The sequence below is a fragment of the Streptomyces sp. NPDC028331 genome, from assembly GCF_055565775.1.
Map to the genome: position 1 here is coordinate 256,327 of NZ_JBVHTR010000009.1, position 16,489 is coordinate 272,815.

At 72.8% G+C, this 16,489-nt stretch carries 13 protein-coding genes; 5 read left to right on the plus strand and 8 right to left on the minus strand.

The features are described from left to right. Positions 1-3: 3 nt before the first annotated feature. Positions 4-1,140 carry a recombinase RecA gene (recA, locus tag ACZ4SW_RS16435; RefSeq protein WP_468243149.1) on the minus strand — a complete coding sequence of 379 codons (1,137 nt, stop codon included), beginning with the start codon at positions 1,138-1,140 and terminating at the stop codon, positions 4-6. A gap of 346 nt (positions 1,141-1,486) precedes the next feature. Between recA and ACZ4SW_RS16440 the strand changes: the two genes are divergently transcribed. Next, on the plus strand, positions 1,487-2,260 hold the full coding sequence (locus tag ACZ4SW_RS16440) for a hypothetical protein (RefSeq protein ID WP_468243151.1): 774 nt from the start codon (positions 1,487-1,489) through the stop codon (positions 2,258-2,260). A gap of 7 nt (positions 2,261-2,267) precedes the next feature. Here the strand turns inward: ACZ4SW_RS16440 and ACZ4SW_RS16445 are convergent, their stop codons facing one another. Both ACZ4SW_RS16445 and ACZ4SW_RS16450 read right to left on the minus strand, forming a co-directional pair. Further along, complete coding sequence (locus tag ACZ4SW_RS16445) at positions 2,268-3,482, minus strand: AI-2E family transporter (RefSeq protein WP_468243153.1); 1,215 nt, start codon at positions 3,480-3,482, stop codon at positions 2,268-2,270. Between the two features lie 59 nt (positions 3,483-3,541). Next, the gene (locus ACZ4SW_RS16450; RefSeq protein ID WP_468243156.1) at positions 3,542-3,736 is read right to left on the minus strand and encodes a DUF3046 domain-containing protein; all 195 of its coding nucleotides are present in this window, start codon (positions 3,734-3,736) and stop codon (positions 3,542-3,544) included. Positions 3,737-3,816: 80 nt separating this feature from the next. On the opposite strand from ACZ4SW_RS16450, the gene ACZ4SW_RS16455 reads away from it, so the two are divergent. The 4 genes from ACZ4SW_RS16455 (at position 3,817) to ACZ4SW_RS16470 (ending at position 11,823) form a co-directional block, all read left to right on the plus strand. Then, a complete protein-coding gene (locus ACZ4SW_RS16455; protein ID WP_468243159.1) occupies positions 3,817-4,761 on the plus strand; it encodes a hypothetical protein in 945 nt (314 codons plus the stop codon). 435 nt (positions 4,762-5,196) lie between these two features. Further along, a complete protein-coding gene (locus ACZ4SW_RS16460) occupies positions 5,197-10,131 on the plus strand; it encodes an ATP-dependent helicase (RefSeq protein ID WP_468243161.1) in 4,935 nt (1,644 codons plus the stop codon). A 54-nt stretch (positions 10,132-10,185) separates the two neighbouring features. Beyond that, positions 10,186-11,028 carry an Fpg/Nei family DNA glycosylase gene (locus ACZ4SW_RS16465; protein ID WP_468243164.1) on the plus strand — a complete coding sequence of 281 codons (843 nt, stop codon included), beginning with the start codon at positions 10,186-10,188 and terminating at the stop codon, positions 11,026-11,028. Between the two features lie 33 nt (positions 11,029-11,061). After that, positions 11,062-11,823 (plus strand): SDR family NAD(P)-dependent oxidoreductase, encoded by a 762-nt coding sequence (locus ACZ4SW_RS16470; RefSeq protein WP_468243167.1) that lies wholly within the window; start codon positions 11,062-11,064, stop codon positions 11,821-11,823. Between the two features lie 559 nt (positions 11,824-12,382). On the opposite strand, the gene ACZ4SW_RS16475 is transcribed toward ACZ4SW_RS16470, so the two are convergent. The 5 genes from ACZ4SW_RS16475 to rimO form a co-directional block, all read right to left on the minus strand. Then, positions 12,383-12,853 (minus strand): Dps family protein, encoded by a 471-nt coding sequence (locus ACZ4SW_RS16475; protein ID WP_468243169.1) that lies wholly within the window; start codon positions 12,851-12,853, stop codon positions 12,383-12,385. Positions 12,854-13,056: 203 nt separating this feature from the next. Next, positions 13,057-13,434, minus strand: coding sequence for a helix-turn-helix domain-containing protein (locus tag ACZ4SW_RS16480; protein WP_468243172.1), 378 nt, complete (start codon positions 13,432-13,434; stop codon positions 13,057-13,059). A gap of 109 nt (positions 13,435-13,543) precedes the next feature. After that, on the minus strand, positions 13,544-14,089 hold the full coding sequence (locus ACZ4SW_RS16485) for a CinA family protein (RefSeq protein WP_468243174.1): 546 nt from the start codon (positions 14,087-14,089) through the stop codon (positions 13,544-13,546). Then, positions 14,086-14,922 (minus strand): CDP-diacylglycerol--glycerol-3-phosphate 3-phosphatidyltransferase, encoded by an 837-nt coding sequence (pgsA, locus tag ACZ4SW_RS16490; protein WP_468243176.1) that lies wholly within the window; start codon positions 14,920-14,922, stop codon positions 14,086-14,088. Before pgsA ends, ACZ4SW_RS16485 begins: the two co-directional genes overlap by 4 nt. Next, complete coding sequence (gene rimO / locus ACZ4SW_RS16495; protein ID WP_468243179.1) at positions 14,919-16,400, minus strand: 30S ribosomal protein S12 methylthiotransferase RimO; 1,482 nt, start codon at positions 16,398-16,400, stop codon at positions 14,919-14,921. The genes pgsA and rimO overlap by 4 nt, the downstream gene beginning before the upstream one ends. Positions 16,401-16,489 lie beyond the last annotated feature (89 nt).

Consider the following 16,489-nt stretch of genomic DNA (forward strand, 5'->3'; position numbering starts at 1 on the left):
GGGCTAGCTCTTGGCCGCCGGGGCCTTGGCCTTGGCGGCCTTGGCCGCCGCCGCGGGCACCGCCTTGGCGGTGTCGTCGGCCGCGGGGGCGGCGGCAGTCGCACTCGTCGCGTCCGTGCCCGGCTCGGCGGTGGGCTCCTGCGGCCGGACGCCGACGCCCAGCTTCTCCTTGATCTTCTTCTCGATCTCGTTGGCCAGGTCGGGGTTGTCCTTCAGGAAGTTGCGCGCGTTCTCCTTGCCCTGGCCGAGCTGGTCGCCCTCGTACGTGTACCAGGCGCCGGCCTTGCGGACGAAGCCGTGCTCCACGCCCATGTCGATCAGGCCGCCCTCGCGGCTGATGCCCTGGCCGTAGAGGATGTCGAACTCGGCCTGCTTGAAGGGCGGGGCGACCTTGTTCTTGACGACCTTGCAGCGGGTGCGGTTGCCGACCGCCTCCGTGCCGTCCTTCAGGGTCTCGATGCGGCGGATGTCGATACGCACCGAGGCGTAGAACTTCAGCGCCCGGCCACCGGTCGTGGTCTCCGGGGAGCCGAACATCACGCCGATCTTCTCGCGGAGCTGGTTGATGAAGATGGCGGTGGTCTTGGACTGGTTGAGCGCGCTGGTGATCTTCCGCAGGGCCTGGCTCATCAGGCGGGCCTGCAGACCGACGTGGCTGTCGCCCATCTCGCCCTCGATCTCCGCGCGCGGGACGAGCGCCGCGACGGAGTCGATGACGATGAGGTCGAGGGCGCCGGAGCGGACCAGCATGTCCACGATCTCCAGGGCCTGCTCGCCGTTGTCCGGCTGGGAGAGGATCAGGTTGTCGATGTCGACGCCGAGCTTGCGCGCGTACTCGGGGTCGAGGGCGTGCTCCGCGTCCACGAAGGCGACCTGGCCGCCGGCCTTCTGCGCGTTCGCCACCGCGTGCAGGGTCAGGGTCGTCTTACCCGACGACTCGGGACCGTAGATCTCGACGACGCGGCCGCGCGGCAGGCCGCCGACACCGAGGGCCACGTCGAGCGCGGTCGACCCGGTCGGGATGACCTCGATGGGCTCCTTGGACCGCTCGCCCATGCGCATGACCGCGCCCTTGCCGAATTGCCGTTCAATCTGTGCGAGGGCGGCGTCGAGTGCCTTCTCGCGGTCGGTACCTGCCATGGGTTCCACCCGGTTTGCTTGAGTCGATCGCTTCACGTCAAAGACGCTAACGCCTGCCACTGACAATGCGCCCCGACGCCTGTCCGGCTGTGGATAACTCGGGTACTTCTCCGTCAAAACCGTGTCGAAATGCCCACCGTGAGCCCGCCGGAGCCTCCATCAGAATGGATGTTCGATTTTTGTGTCAAGCGGGCCCGGACACTCCGAGCGTACGGTCGCGCACCGACGGCGGCGCGGCGCCGGTCGGTCCCCGCGGGTACGGCGGGCGGTTACTCCCCGCGGGGTACGGCGGGTGCCTTCGGCGGGAGGACGACGGACCGGGGCCGCCGCCGGGAGCCTTGGGCCCATGGAAAACGAGAGCATCGCTCGGGAGCGCGGAACCGGCAGGGGCCCCGTGGAGCGTCTGGGCCATGCGACCGGTGCCCTCCTGGTCCTTTCCGGCCTGGTGCACCTGGTGGTCTTCCTCGTCGACGGCGGCCCCTGGGACGGTCCCGTCTCCTGGCGCAAGCCCTTCACGTTCGGGGTCTCCTTCGGGCTGACGCTGATCACGGTCACCTGGGTGACGTCCTACCTGCACGTCGGGGCGCGGCTCCGTGGGCTGCTGCTCGCGGTGTTCGCCGCCGACTGCGTCGTGGAGGTCGCCGGGATCACCCTGCAGGCGTGGCGGCACGTGCCCTCGCACCTCAACACGGAGACGCCCTTCGACACCGCGGTGGCGATGACGCTCGCACTGGGCGGCGCCGTCCTCGTCGTCGTGCTCTGCACGTTCGCCGGCGCCGCGTTCCGGCACCGCCCGGGCGGCCCCCTCGGCATGGCGACGGCGCTCCGCTCCGGGTTCGCGATCCTCATCGTGGCGCTGCTCTCGGGCGCCGCGATGATCGCGCGCGGGACCGTGCTGTCCCGTGCCGGGCACCAGCAGGCGGCGTACCACTCCACGGCACCGCTCAAGCCGCTGCACGGTGTCGGCCTGCACGCCGTGCTGGTGCTGCCCGTACTGGCCTGGCTGCTGTCGCGCACACTCTGGAGCGACACGACCAGGCAGCGGGTGATGTACGCGGCGGTCGGCGGCTACGCGGCCGCCGTGCTCGGCGCGGGTGTCTGGGCGGCCCTCGCCTGGTGAGCAGGCCTCAGCGCGCGAACAGCCGCCGTACGCGCGCGGTGAGAGTGCCCGGGCCGCGTGTGCGGTGCCCGTGGACGCGGGGGTCGTCGGTGACGTCGTACCGCTTCACGTACGCCCCCAGGAAGGCCTGCAGCGTGGCGACCGCGGGGATGGAGATCAGCGCCCCGACCGCGCCGAGGAGGGCGGTGCCGGCGATGACGGACCCGAAGGCGACCGCGGGGTGGATGTCCACGGACCGCGCGGTCAGCTTGGGCTGCAGCATGTAGTTCTCGAACTGCTGGTAGACCACGACGAAGATCAGCACCCACAGCGCGTACCAGGGGTCCACGGTGAAGGCGATCAGCATCGGCAGGGCACCGGCGAGGTACGTGCCGATGGTGGGGATGAACTGCGAGACGAGTCCGACCCAGACGGCGAGCACGGGCGCGTACGGGATGCCCAGCGCCTGCAGCAGGACGTAGTGCGCGACGCCCGAGATCAGCGCCATCAGGCCGCGCGAGTAGAGGTAGCCGCCCGTCTTGTCGACGGCGATCTCCCAGGCGCGCAGCACCTCGGCCTGCCGGGCGGGCGGCAGCACCGAGCACAGCGCTCGCCGCAGCCTGGGCCCGTCGGCGGCGAAGTAGAAGGAGAACAGGCCGATCGTCAGGAGCTGGAACAGGCCGCCGAGGACCTGGGCGGAGACGTCCAGGACGCCGGTGGCGCTGTTCTGGACGTACTTTCTGAGCCAGTCGGAGTGGACCAGGCTGTCCTGCACGTCCACGCGCCTGAGATGGGTGTGGAATGTGGTGTTGGTCCAGTTGATCACCGAGTCGAGGTAGTCCGGGAAGCCCTCGACCATCTTGATGATCTGGCCGGCGAGCATGGAGCCGAGCAGCGTGACGAACCCGGCCACGGCGATCGCCAGACCGAGGAAGACGAGGAAGGTGGCCAGTCCCCGGCGCATGCCGTGGGCGGCCATCCAGCTCACCGCGGGCTCGATGGCGAGCGCCAGGAAGAACGCGATCAGAATGTTGATCAGCAGACCGGTGAGCTGGTGGAACGCCCAGCTGCCCAGTTGGAACACGGCGATGAGCGCCAGGGCGAGCACCATGGCGCGCGGCAGCCAGCGCGGCATGCGGGCGCCCGGCGCGGCGCCGCCGTCCGACGGGGGCGGCGGGGGCGGTGTCGTGCCGAGCGGTGATGCCTGTGCGGGGACCTGCGCGGTCTCGTCTGTCGGGGCCACGGAGCAAGTCTCGCCCACTCCGACGACATCCGGGGACCCCTGTGGATCTCCGCGCTCCTTCAGTGCTTCTCCTGCGGCACGTCCATGGCCGTGCACACGGCCCGCCACACGTCCTTGGCCTCCCAGCCGGACTCCAGCGCCTGGTGCACGGTGCGCCCGCCGAGCTCCGACATCACGTGGTCGCGCGCGAAGGTGTCGGCGTAGGCCTCACCGAAGTGATCCGCCATCCGCTGCCAGAAGACCGTCAACCGCATGACACCAGTATCCCGCCCCTGAGAGTGGGCCCGGGCCGGGACGGCTTGCGGAGAACGCTTTCCGTCCTACGGTCTGATCCATGGCCGAATCCGGAGCATCCCCACTCCTTCCCGCGCCCTCGGCGCGCTCCGCGCTCTCCCGCGCCGAGCACTTCGTGTGGCTCACCGCGCGCGTGCTGGAGCAGCGGCGTTTCGCGTACCACTTCCTCGGCGGCGGCGCCGATCCCGTGGAGACCGCACTGGCCGCCTACCGCAACGAGGACGAGGGGTACGGTCACGCCCTCGAACCCGATCTGCGCGGTCCGGTCAGCCAGCCCCTGCACACCGCTCACGCCCTGCGAGTGCTGGACTCGATCGGCCGTTGCGGCGGGCAGCGGGTGGAGCGCGTGTGCCGCTATCTGACCGCCGTGTCGACACCGGACGGTGCCCTTCCGGCTGTACACCCCGTGCAGCGCGGCTATCCGGCCGCGCCCTTCGTGCCCATCACCGACAACCCGCCGGGCGATCTGCTCGCCACGGGCCCGGTGGTGGGTCTGCTGCACCGCAACGAGGTGTGGCACGCGTGGATGTTCCGGGCCACCGACTTCTGCTGGCAGGCGGTCGAGTCCCTGGACAAGTCCCATCCCTACGAGGTCGAGGCGGCCGTGGCGTTCCTGGACTCGGCGCCCGACCGCCCGCGTGCCGAGGCCGCCGCCGACCGTTTGGGCCGTCTGGTGCGCGAGCAGCGGCTGGTAGTCCTGGACCCGGACCGCCTCGACGCGTATCCGGTCGCCTCCGGGTACGCGCCGGGTGAGCACCACTTCCCGTACGACTTCGCGCCCACCCCGGACTCCCTCGCACGCGCGTGGTTCACCGACGAGGAGGTGGCGCGCGCCCTGGACTTCCTCGCGGCCGAGCAGCGGGAGGACGGCGGCTGGCCGGTCCGGTGGCGCCGGTGGGCTCCGGGCACCGCCCTGGAGGCCCGCCCCAGGGTGACCATCGACGCGCTGCTCACCCTCCGGGCGTACGGGCGGCCCATCGGCTGACGGGGGGCGTCCCTCACGCGCGCGTGCCGTGCCGGCCAGGGGCCGGTGGACTGCTCAGCCAGTCGCCGCCCGCGTCCCGCCGTCACCACGACGGCCTCGGCCATGACGAGCAGGAAGGGGGCGCGCCGGCCTGCGCGACCGGGAGCGCTGCCCGGACCCGGCTGGAAGGCCGACCGTGAACGCTGCCCGCGCCTGGCCGGGATCCCGCCCCGGAGCGCCCGAAGCTTTCCCGGAGCGCGTCTGGAACCCCCGTCCGGGAGCGCTGCCCGAACCCGTCCGGGAGCACTGCACGAACCCGTCCGGGAGTGCTGCCTGTACGTGCCGTCCCCCTCCCACGCCACCGGTCCGGCCCGCCCGCCGGGCGCGGGCGGAGCGCCTCGCCGGACGTCTCCGCAGGTCAGGGGCATTGTCAGTGGGCGGGTGCAGGATGGACGCATGGTCAGCTCCGCACACCGAGCCCTCGACGGCTTCTCACCCGCGACCCGCGCCTGGTTCACGGGGGCGTTCTCCGCGCCCACCGCGGCCCAGGCCGGGGCGTGGCGTGCCATCGCCGCGGGCTCGGACGTGCTCGTGGTGGCCCCGACCGGTTCCGGCAAGACACTCGCCGCGTTCCTCGCCGCGCTGGACAAGCTGGCGTCCACCCCGCCGCCCGCCGACCCCAGGAAGCGCTGCCGGGTGTTGTACGTGTCCCCGCTGAAGGCGCTCGCGGTCGATGTGGAGCGGAATCTGCGCAGCCCGCTCACCGGCATCCGCCATGAGTCGGTCCGGCTCGGCCTGCCCGAGCCGGAGGTGAAGGTGGGCATCCGCTCCGGCGACACCCCGGCCGCCGAGCGCCGCGCCCTGGCCACACGCCCGCCGGACATCCTGATCACCACTCCGGAGTCGCTGTTCCTGATGCTGACATCGTCCACGCGCGACGCGCTGACGGGCGTGGAGACGGTCATCCTGGACGAGGTGCACGCGGTCGCGGGCACCAAGCGGGGCGCGCACCTGGCGCTGTCCCTGGAGCGGCTCGACGAGCTGCTGCCGAAGCCCGCGCGCCGCATCGGTCTGTCCGCCACCGTGCGCCCGGTGGACGAGGTGGCCCGCTTCCTCTCCCCGCGCCGCAAGGTGGAGATCGTCCAGCCCGAGTCGGGCAAGGAGTTCGACCTCTCGGTCGTCGTGCCGGTCGAGGACCTCGGCGAGCTGGGGGGCTCCCCGGTCTCCGACGGCACCGAGGGCGCGGAGCGTCCGTCCATCTGGCCGCATGTCGAGGAGCGGATCGCCGACCTGGTCCAGGCGCACCGCTCCACGATCGTGTTCGCCAACTCCCGCCGCCTCGCGGAGCGGCTGTGCAACCGGCTCAACGAGATCGCCTACGAGAGGGCGACGGGCGAGACGCTGGGGGAGCACCACGCGCCGGCCCAGCTGATGGGGGGTTCCGGCGCCGCTCAGGGGGCGCCCCCGGTCCTCGCGCGCGCCCACCACGGGTCGGTCTCGAAGGAGCAGCGCGCCCTCGTCGAGGAGGACCTGAAGGCGGGCCGGCTGCCCGCGGTGGTCGCCACCTCCAGCCTCGAGCTGGGCATCGACATGGGCGCGGTGGACCTCGTCGTCCAGGTCGAGTCGCCGCCGTCGGTGGCGTCCGGGCTGCAGCGGGTGGGCCGGGCGGGACACCAGGTCGGCGCGGTGTCCACCGGCGTGGTCTTCCCCAAGTACCGCGGCGACCTGGTGCAGGCGGCCGTGGTCACCGAGCGGATGCGCACGGGTGCGATCGAGTCGCTGAAGGTTCCGGCGAACCCGCTGGACGTGCTGGCGCAGCAGCTCGTCGCGATGACGGCGCTCGACCCGTGGCAGTTCGACGACCTCCTCGCCGTGGTCCGCAGGGCCGCCCCGTTCGCCTCGCTGCCCGAGTCGGCGTTCACGGCGGTGCTGGACATGCTGGCGGGCCGCTACCCTTCCGACGCCTTCGCTGAGCTGCGGCCGCGCCTGGTGTGGGACCGGGTCGCGGGCACGATCACCGGCCGCCCGGGCGCCCAGCGGCTCGCCGTCACCTCCGGGGGGACGATCCCGGACCGCGGACTGTTCGGGGTGTTCCTCGCCGGTGCCGACCCGAAGAAGGGCGGCGGCCGGGTCGGCGAGCTGGACGAGGAGATGGTGTACGAGTCCCGGGTCGGGGACGTGTTCACCCTGGGCACGAGCTCCTGGCGGATCGAGGACATCACCCGTGACCGCGTCCTGGTCTCCCCCGCGCCCGGCGTCCCCGGCAGGCTGCCGTTCTGGAAGGGCGACCAACTGGGCCGTCCCCTGGAACTGGGCCGTGCGGTGGGCGCGTTCCTGCGCGAGGTCGGCTCGATGCCCGAGGACGACGCCCGTCTGAGGCTGCTGGCGGCGGGGCTGGACGCCTGGGCCGCGGACAACGTGCTGTCGTACCTGGCCGAACAGCGCGAGGCCTGCGGGCACGTCCCGGACGACCGCACGATCGTGGTGGAGCGCTTCCGCGACGAGCTGGGCGACTGGCGGGTCGTGGTGCACTCCCCCTTCGGCGCCCAGGTGCACGCCCCGTGGGCACTCGCGCTGGGCGCCCGCCTGTCCGAGCGGTACGGCATGGACGCCCAGGTCATGCACGCCGACGACGGCATCGTGCTGCGCCTGCCGGACGCCGACCTGATGGGCCTGGACCTGCTGGACCAGGAGCCGGTGAAGGCCGGTTCGGAGTACGACGCGGAGCAGGCGCCCGTCGGCGCGGCGGACGTCGTCTTCGACAAGGGCGAGGTCGACCAGATCGTCACCGACCAGGTCGGCGGCTCGGCGCTGTTCGCGTCCAGGTTCCGCGAGTGCGCGGCCCGCGCGTTGCTGCTGCCGCGCCGCAATCCGGGCCGGCGTACGCCGCTGTGGCAGCAGCGCCAGCGCGCCGCCCAACTGCTGCAGGTGGCGAGCGAGTTCGGTTCGTTCCCGATCGTCCTGGAGGCGGTCCGCGAATGCCTGCAGGACGTCTTCGACGTCCCGGGACTCGTCGAGCTGATGGGCGATCTGGAGTCCCGCAGAGTGCGGCTCGTCGAGGTGACCACCCCGGAGCCGTCGCCGTTCGCCCGCTCGCTGCTGTTCGGGTACGTCGCCCAGTTCCTCTACGAGGGCGACTCACCGCTCGCCGAGCGGCGCGCCGCGGCGCTGTCGCTGGACTCCCGGCTGCTGGCGGAGCTGCTGGGTCAGGCGGAGCTGCGGGAGCTGCTCGACGCGGAGGTCCTGACGGAGCTGGAGCGGGAGCTGCAGTGGCTCACCGAGGACCGGCGCGTCAAGGATGTCGAGGGGGTCGCGGACGTGCTGCGGGTGCTGGGTCCGCTCACGGACGCCGACCTGGTGGCGCGGGGTGCCGATCCGCAGTGGGCCCGTGAGCTGGCCGCGGCCCGCCGCGCGATCAAGGTCCGGATCGCGGGCGCCGACCACTGGGCGGCGGTCGAGGACGCGGGCCGGCTCCGCGACGCGCTCGGCACGGCGCTGCCCGTGGGCGTCCCGGAGGCGTTCACCGAGCCGGTCAAGGACCCGCTCGGGGACCTCCTCGCCCGGTACGCGCGCACCCATGGTCCCTTCACCTCGGCGACGGCGGCCGCGCGGTTCGGGCTGGGGGTCGCCGTCACCGAGGGGGCCCTGCAACGGCTGGCGGCGTCCGGGCGGATCGTCCAGGGCGAGTTCCATCCGGCGGGCATCGGCCAGGAGTGGTGCGACGCGGCGGTGCTGCGCAGGTTGCGGCGCCGTTCGCTGGCGGCGCTGCGACACGAGCTGGAGCCGGTTCCGGCACCCGCCCTGGCGCAGTTCCTGCCGCAGTGGCAGCACGTCGGCAGCGGGCACGGCCTGCGGGGCGTGGACGGACTGGTGCGCGCCATCGAGCAGTTGCAGGGCGCTTCCGTGCCCGCGTCCGCGCTGGAGAAGCTCGTCCTGCCGTCCCGCGTCGCGAACTACACCCCCGCGATGCTGGACGAACTCACGGCCGCCGGCGAGGTGGTGTGGGCGGGCGCGGGCGCGCTGCCCGGCAAGGACGGCTGGATCTCCCTGTACCTGGCGGACGCGGCGCCCCTGTTGCTGCCCGCCCCGCACCCCCTGGAGCTGACCGCTCTGCACCAGTCGGTCCTGGACGCCCTCTCAGGGGGCTACGGACTGTTCTTCCGCCAGATCGCCGACCAGGTCCGGGCCACCACCCACCCGGACGTCACCGAGCCCCAACTGGCCGATGCGATCTGGGACCTGGCGTGGTCGGGGCGGCTGACGAACGACACGCTGGCACCGATGCGGTCCCTGCTCGGCTCGGGCCGCACCGCCGGCGCCACGGCCCACCGCGCCAAGCGCGCCGTGCCGCGCGGGCGCTACGGCTCACTGACGGCGGCCGCCCGGCCCCAGTCCCGTACGGGTCCGCCGACCGTCGCGGGCCGCTGGTCCCTGCTTCCCGCACACGAGACCGACCCCACCGTCCGCGCCCACGCCCTGGCCCGGACGCTGCTCGACCGGCACGGCGTGGTGACCCGGGGCGCGGTGGCCGCGGAAGGGGTGGAGGGCGGCTTCTCGGCCGTGTACCGGGTCCTGTCCGCCTTCGAGGACAGCGGTCAGGCACGGCGCGGCTATGTCGTGGAAGGGCTGGGGGCGGCGCAGTTCGCGATGGACGGCGCGGTGGACCGGCTGCGCGCGGTGGCGGGCGCCCGCGAGCGGGGCGAACCGCTGCCGGGCGCGGGAGCCGGGCCCGGCGCGGGGAACGGTTTTTCCGCAGCTCACACAGACCCGTTCGCCTCCGACGGAGGTCGCCGCACCGACGGCCCCGAAGATCCGTTCGACACCGGCTTCGCCGGCGCCTTCGACCCGGGCCCGGCCGCACTGGACCCGCTGTCCGCCCCGGGCTTCGGAGGCCCCCGCTCCGGGCCCGGGTTCTCCTCCGGTGCCCCCGCCTCCGGCTCCCCCTACGGGCAGCGTGGACGAGGGGACCTTCCGCCGAACCGCGTCCGCAGCTCCGGACCGGCACGGGCCGTGGTCCTGGCCGCCGCCGATCCCGCGAACGCATACGGCGCGGCGCTGCCCTGGCCGGAGCCGCCCACGGGCGCGGGGCACAAGCCGGGGCGCAAGGCGGGTTCGCTGGTGGTCCTGGTCGACGGTGAGCTGACGCTCTATGTGGAGCGGGGCGGCAAGACCGTGCTGGCCTGGCCCTCGGACCCGGACGCCGGGCCGGCGCAGGACGAGCGCCTGCGCATGGCCGCCGAGGTCCTCGGGGAGGCGGCCCGGGCGGGTTCCCTCGGCACCGTCACGGTGGAACGGGTCAACGGAGCCTCGGCCCTGTCGTCGCCGTTCGGCGTCCTCCTGGAAGGAGCGGGCTTCATAGCGACCCCGCGGGGACTGCGCATCCGCGCGTGAGCCCCGGCACCCGGCACCGGGCATCCGGCACCGCGGACGTGCCACCCTTGACCCATGCCCGAAGGTGACACCGTCCACCAGGCCGCGAAGCGTCTGCACGGCGCGCTCGCGGGGAAGGTGCTGACGCGCTCCGACCTCCGGGTGCCCAGGTACGCGACGGCCGATCTCACCGGCCGTACGGTGCTGGACGTCACCCCGCGCGGCAAGCACCTGCTGACCCGTATCGAGGGCGGGCTCACGCTGCACTCGCATCTGATGATGGACGGCGCCTGGAAGGTCTTCGCGGCGGGGCAGCGCTGGAGCGGCGGTCCCGCCCACCAGATCCGGGCGATCCTCGGCACCGTGGACCGCACAGCGGTCGGCTACCGCCTGCCCGTTCTGGAGCTGCTCCGCACCGCGGACGAGCAGCGCGCCGTGGGGCATCTGGGCCCCGACCTCCTCGGCCCCGACTGGGACCCCGGCACGGCGCTGGAGAACCTGCTGCGCGACCCCGCCCGTCTCCTCGGCGAGGCCCTGCTCGACCAGCGCAACCTCGCCGGCATCGGCAATGTCTACAAGAGCGAGCTGTGCTTTCTGCTCCGGGTGACCCCGTGGCTGCCCGTCGGCGAGCTCCCGGGCGAGCACGCCGCCCGCATGCCCGTCCTCGCGCAGAAGCTCCTGGAGGCGAACCGCGACCGCCCGGCCCGCAACACCACCGGACGGCGCGAGCAGAACCTCTTCGTCTACGGCCGCGCATCCCGCCCCTGTCTGCGCTGCGGCACGCCGGTGCGGGTCGCGGACCAGGGCGACGGTTCACGGGAGCGGCCCACCTACTGGTGCCCGGCCTGCCAGTGGGGCCCGGCTCCCGCCGCGGGCACGGCGGGCCACCGCGACAGCCGCCCCCGCCCAGCCAATTGACGGGCCGTCAGAAATGCTCGTAGCGTCACTGTCATGCCCGTCACGGCGTACGACCTCAGCGCACGCACCGTTTTCGTCACCGGCGCCGCGAGCGGTATCGGCCGGGCCTCGGCCGTGCTGCTCGCCGAGGCCGGCGCGACCGTGCACTGCGCCGACCGCGACGCGCCGGGGCTGCGCGAGACGGCTGCCCTGATCGAGGGCCGGGGCGGTACGGCGCACACCCACCACCTCGATGTGACCGACCGGGCCCGGCTCAAGCGGGCGGTCGCGTCCTGCGAGCGCCTCGACGCGCTGGCGGCCGTGGCCGGGATCATGCACAGCAGCCCGGTGCTGCAGACCCGGGACGAGGACCTGGACCGGGTGCTGGCCGTCAACTTCAAGGGCGTCCTCTACGCCTGTCAGGAGGCGGCGCTCCGCATGATCGCGGACGGGACCCGCGGCAGCATCGTCACGATGGCGTCGAGCGCCGTCGACACCGGCGGCCCCGGGCTGCTCTGCTACGGCGCGGCGAAGGCGGCCGTGGTGCAGCTCACCAGGACGCTGGCGACGGAGGTCGGCCCGCACGGGATACGGGTCAACGCGGTGGCGCCGGGCTGGACCCGTACGCCGATGACCGCCCGGCACGGGACGTCGCAGGAGCGCACGGAGGCGTTCATGGCGCGGCTGTCACCCCTGGGGCGGGTCGGCGAACCGCTGGACGTCGCGCAGGCCGTGCTGTACCTGGCCTGCGACGCCTCGTCCTTCGTCACGGGGCAGATCCTCCGCGCGAACGGCGGCGTGGCGATGCCCTGGTGACTGCGACCGCGGGAGGGTTCGGGGGGCGGGCGCGGCCGGGCCGGTCACGGTCCGTCCTCCAGGAATGCCCTGAACCCCCGGACGCCGTCGTACCGGCCCCGCGCGCTCCCCCCTGCGCCCGCCCCCTCACCCTGGTTGCGCGCCCCTCCCGCGCCCCCTCACGGCCTGCCACCGCCGCCAGGCCCGAGCCCACTGATCCGACCCGGCCGCCCCCACGGCCCTGGCCTTCGGCACACAGTGCACCGGCAGCAGACTCAGTCCCCATCCCCCGATGGCGACCGCACCTTCCAGCACCCCCGCGTCGGGTGCCAGCACGAGTCGGAGCACCCCCCACCACCACAGCGCACCCAGCGCCAGCGCAACCCCCCAGCGCGCCGTGCGCCCCGCCATGGCCGTCACCTCCAACCCGAGGAACCAGACCCTAGACCGGGCCGTCACCGCCAGGGAGGGCGCACCAGCGGCACACAGGCGCACCGGACCCAGCGCATGCCCCCGGCATCTGGCGCAAGCGGCGCACCCCGCGCACACCTCGTGGGGCCGCCCCGGGGGCTCCCTGCGCTCAGCCGTTCTCCGCCTGGAACATCCAGTGGTGTTTCTCCAGCTCTGCAGTGATGGTGATGAAGATGTCCTGGCTCACCGGATCGGCTTCGGCGGTCGCCTGCACCCGCTCCCGCATCCGCGTGATCACCGCGCCGAGCGCCGACACGAGGGTGCCCACGGCGTCCGTGTCCTTGACCCAGCCCTGGGGCACCGAGCCGATGCCGCTGCTCTGGGCGACCGTCGCGGCGCGCCCGTCCGGCGGGACGCCGAGCGCGGAGGCCCGTTCGGCCACGGTGTCGGAGTGCCGCCGCGCCGTGTCGACGACCTCGTCGAGCTGGAGGTGGATGGAGCGGAAACGCGGCCCGATGACGTTCCAGTGGACCTGCTTCGCCACGAGGGAGAGGTCCAGCAGGTCGACCAGGGCACCCTGGAGCGCCTCGGAGACGGTCTTGAGATCCGCGTCGGGCAGCGGGCTCTTCACGACGTACATCGGTATCCTCCGCAAGCGTTCGTACGGCCCCGGGCCCCCGCCCCTCCACCATGACGGCCCTGCCCGGCCCCGGCAAACGGGCGGGAGTCACGCCGGCGTCCAGAACGCGCGCGAGCCCCGGCCGTGCCCCTCCGGTCACCCGGAGAAGCCCCGGCCGGGGCTCTCGTACGGCTTGCCGCCTCACCCGCTCCCGCGCGTGAGGATCAGGCGGCCACCACGTCCACTGCCTCGGTGGGCGCCTTGATCGTGACCCGTTCCGGTGGGACACCGGTGACGGACACGGAGTTGAGCATCGGGCGACGCACCGGTGCGGGCACCGGCTCGGTGGCCGCCGCCGACTGAGCCAGCTCGGCGAGCGCGAGCTCGTCGCTCACTTCCCGCATGAGCTCGGACATCCGTACGTCCAGCGCGTCGCAGATCGCGGAGAGCAGCTCGGAGGACGCCTCCTTCTGCCCCCGCTCCACCTCGGAGAGATAGCCGAGTGAGACTCGGGCGGTCGAGGAGACTTCGCGCAGAGTACGGCCCTGGCGCTGGCGCTGCCGACGCAGCACGTCACCCAGCAGGCGACGGAGCAGAATCATCGGTGGCTCCCTCCTCGGACCGCGTAGCCGCATCCTTCTCGCCCCACCGTACCGCCTTGCGCCGCGGCCGTGCGGGGAGCGCTGTTGTGTTCACTGAAAGCTGTAAACATCAAGTCCCCCCGTTCTGTTCCGTATCCTGTGCCCGCTCATTCCCGGTCTGTTCGCCTGCGATCTGCTCCAGAAGCAGTGCGAGTACGCTCCGTACACTCTCCATACGGATTTCCGCACGGTCGCCGTTCAACCGCAGGGAGGCCACTTTCTCGCCACCAAGTTCGTCGGAAACCTCTTCGAAAGGCCCGGAGACGGCCACGAAGACCGTGCCGACGGGCTGCCCGTCCTGTGGGTCGGGGCCGGCCACTCCGGTGGTGGCAAGACCCCAGTCCGCGCCGAGCGCCTTGCGGACGCCGACCGCCATCTGACCCGCGACCTGCGGATCCACCGCGCCCCGGGTATCCAACAGGGTACCGTCCACACCGAGCAGGTCCCGTTTGAGATCGGTGGCGTACGCGGTGACGGAGCCGCGGAAGACCTTGGAGGCCCCGGGCACCGCCGTGAGCTCCGCGGCCACCAGGCCACCGGTCAGCGACTCGGCGACGGCGAGGGTCTCGCCTCTCACCGTGAGTAGTCGCACCAGCTCGGTGGCCATGGAATTCACCGTTCCGCCTCCTCGGCCGCCGCACGGCGCTCGGCGATGCCGCGCCTGCGCAGCACAATGGCCTGTCTCACATAGTCCAGCCCGGTGACGACGGTGAGCACGATGGCCGCGGCCATCACCCAGAACCTCAGGGTCGCCAGCCACCCCGTGAGGGCCAGCACATACATGCCGACCGCCACGCCCTGCGTCAGCGTCTTCAGCTTGCCGCCCCGGCTGGCCGGGATCACCCCGTAGCGGATGACGAGGAAGCGCAGCAGGGTGATGCCGAGCTCCCGGCCGAGTATGACGGCGGTCACCCACCAGGGCAGGTCGCCGAGGGCGGACAGACAGATCAGCGCCGCACCCATGATCGCCTTGTCGGCGATGGGGTCGGCGATCTTCCCGAAGTCGGTGACCAGGTTGTAGGTGCGGGCCAGGTGGCCGTCGAACAGGTCGGTGATCATGGCGACGGCGAAGGCGGCCCAGGCGAGCGAGCGCCATGCCGGGTCGTATCCCCCGTCGGCCAGCATCAGCGCGACGAAGCCCGGGACGAGGAGGAGGCGGAGCATCGTCAGGAGGTTGGCGACGTTCCAGACGCTGGCCTGGTTGACCGCGGCGGCCGTCAGCTTGCCGCCCCGCGCCGGCCGTGCGCTCTCCGGCCCGTCGGCCGGGCCGGGACCGCCGGCGACGGGCTCGCCTTCCGGACCCCTGACCGCCTTGGCGACCGAAGCGCCGACGGGCCCTTTGCCCCCCGCTGTGCCGGGCCTGCCGGCCGCGCCCGGGGTGCCCGGCGTGGAGGCCGCTCCGCGGGCACCGGAGGAGCCGCCCGCAGCGGAGGCCGGGATTCCGGTCATCTGCCCGCCTCCTCAGGACATCCGAGCGACCCCGCAAGGGGCTCGGCCACCAGGTCGACACCTTCCGTACCGACCACCTTGGCCTCGACGATACGGCCCACGCTCAAACCCGCGCCCCTCGTGAACAGCACCTGGCCGTCCGTCTCGGGCGCCTGGTGCGCGGCACGGCCGTACGCGGCGACGTCCTCGTCGTCCCCGTCCACCGACTCCACGAGCACATGGACGGTCTGACCGACGCGCTCCTCGGCGCGCTGGGACACCAGCTCCTCGGCGAGCCGGGAGATGTGGGCCAGTCGCTCGGCGACGACGTCCTCGTCGAGCTTGTTCTCGTACGTGGCGGCCTCCGTGCCCTCCTCGTCGGAGTAGCCGAAGACACCGATCGCGTCCAGCCGGGCGCCGTTCAGGAAGCGCTCGAGTTCGGCCAGGTCGGCCTCGGACTCGCCGGGGAAGCCCACGATGAAGTTGGAGCGCACGCCGGCTTCGGGCGCCTTGCTGCGGATGGTGTCGAGCAGCTCCAGGAAGCGGTCGGTGTCGCCGAAGCGCCGCATGGCGCGCAGCACGCCGGGCGCGGAGTGCTGGAAGGACAGGTCGAAGTAGGGCGCGACCTTCGGCGTCGAGGTCAGGACGTCGATCAGGCCGGGGCGCATCTCGGCCGGCTGGAGGTAGCTGACGCGGACCCGCTCGATGCCGTCCACCTCGGCGAGTTCCGGAAGCAGGGACTCCAGGAGGCGGATGTCGCCCAGGTCCTTGCCGTAGGAGGTGTTGTTCTCGGAGACCAGCATGATCTCCTTCACACCCTGCTCGGCCAGCCAGCGCGTCTCGTTCAGCACGTCGCTCGGGCGGCGGGAGATGAACGAGCCGCGGAAGGAGGGGATGGCGCAGAAGGAGCAGCGCCGGTCGCAGCCGGAGGCCAGCTTCACGGAGGCGACCGGGGAGCCGTCGAGCCGGCGGCGCAGGGGCGCGCGGGGGCCCGAGGCCGGGGCGACGCCCTCGGGGAGGTCGGCGGGGGCGCCGTGCCCGGGCAGGGCCACGTCGGGTGCCGACTGCCGCTCCGCGGGGCTGATCGGCAGCAGCTTGCGCCGGTCGCGCGGGGTGTGGGAGGCGTGGATGCCGCCGGACAGGATGGTCTGGAGCCGGTCGGAGATGTGCGCGTAGTCGTCGAAGCCGAGCACGCCGTCGGCCTCCGGTAGGGCCTCGGCCAGCTCCTTGCCGTACCGCTCGGCCATGCAGCCGACCGCCACCACGGCCTGCGTTCTGCCGTGTCCCTTGAGGTCGTTCGCCTCCAGGAGGGCGTCCACGGAGTCCTTCTTGGCGGCCTCGACGAAGCCGCACGTGTTCACCACGGCGACGTCCGCGTCCTCGGCGTCCTCCACGAGCTGCCAGCCGTCCGCCTCCAAACGGCCTGCGAGCTCCTCCGAGTCCACCTCGTTACGGGCGCAGCCAAGGGTGACGAGTGCGACGGTACGGCGTTCAGGCATGGGCTCAAGACTACTTCGTCGCACTGACAGCCCACGTCGACGGGGTTGGCCGATCTTGGCCAACCCCGTGTGTCCGTGCTCTTCGGTAC